The sequence below is a fragment of the Hydrogenophilus thiooxidans genome (genome assembly GCF_019049855.1).
Lineage (GTDB): Bacteria > Pseudomonadota > Gammaproteobacteria > Burkholderiales > Rhodocyclaceae > Hydrogenophilus > Hydrogenophilus thiooxidans.
In genome coordinates, this window is the sequence record NZ_JAHLSY010000069.1 from 1 (window position 1) to 847 (window position 847).

At 59.1% G+C, this 847-nt stretch carries 1 protein-coding gene; it reads right to left on the minus strand.

Going from position 1 to position 847, the window contains the following annotated elements; translation table 11 throughout:
• On the minus strand, positions 1-630 hold a 630-nt coding region (locus tag KUL93_RS11295), incomplete at its 3' end, for a hypothetical protein (RefSeq protein ID WP_217127134.1).
• Positions 631-847 lie beyond the last annotated feature (217 nt).

An 847-nucleotide genomic window follows, 5' to 3' on the forward strand; every position in this document is an offset into this window, starting at 1 on the left:
TGGCGTAAATCCCGGCTGGTTACACACCACCACGTCGTCGTCCGCTTGCACGAGCACATAAAGCCCTTGCTTTTCGGCATAGCGCACGACTTCGTCGGGTGCGCCCATTGCCGCTACCGCCCCATGCAAAAGCTTATCGGCATACTCAGGAAACGCCGCTTTGAAGCGCGAAAGGCGCTCGACGTGTTCGTCGACATCATCGGTAGTGAGGCGGCTTTTGCATTCCACTGCGATTGCATGATCACCGTTGATCACCAAAAGGTCGATCTCCATCACCGTTTGCCCCGCATCGTCCCGCGCGCGCACATTCGGCATCACCCGATGCACCGGAATGCCCTGCTCTTGAAAAAGGCGCACCACCGCGGGTTCGACCATGTCCTGCACGAATTGCCCCAGGCGGTTTCCGAGGCGCCCCAACTGACGCTCGAGCGCACGGATCCGGCGGTCGGTCTCCTGCATGCGGCGGTCGGTCTCTTTGCCCGATTCGCGCAGCTCACGAATGAGGCGGTCGGTCTCCTGCATGCGGCGGTCGGTCTCCTGCATGCGACGATCGGTCTCTTTGCCTTGTTCGGCAAGGCCCAGGATCATCGCTTTGAGCTCGTCCCACGAGATTTCGGTAGCAGTCGTCATGGTTCCAATGCCTCTTGCACGAATCGCGGTTGGGAAATTTTAACAAGTCGGTCAAAGTCACAGGTTGCACGCACAGATATGGTGCGGGATCCGTCCGGAAAGTTCCCCGCTCACCACCTCCTTGGCGTAAATCCCGGCTGGTTACACACCACCACGTCGTCGTCCGCTTGCACGAGCACATAAAGCCCTTGCTTTTCGGCATAGCGCACGACTTCGT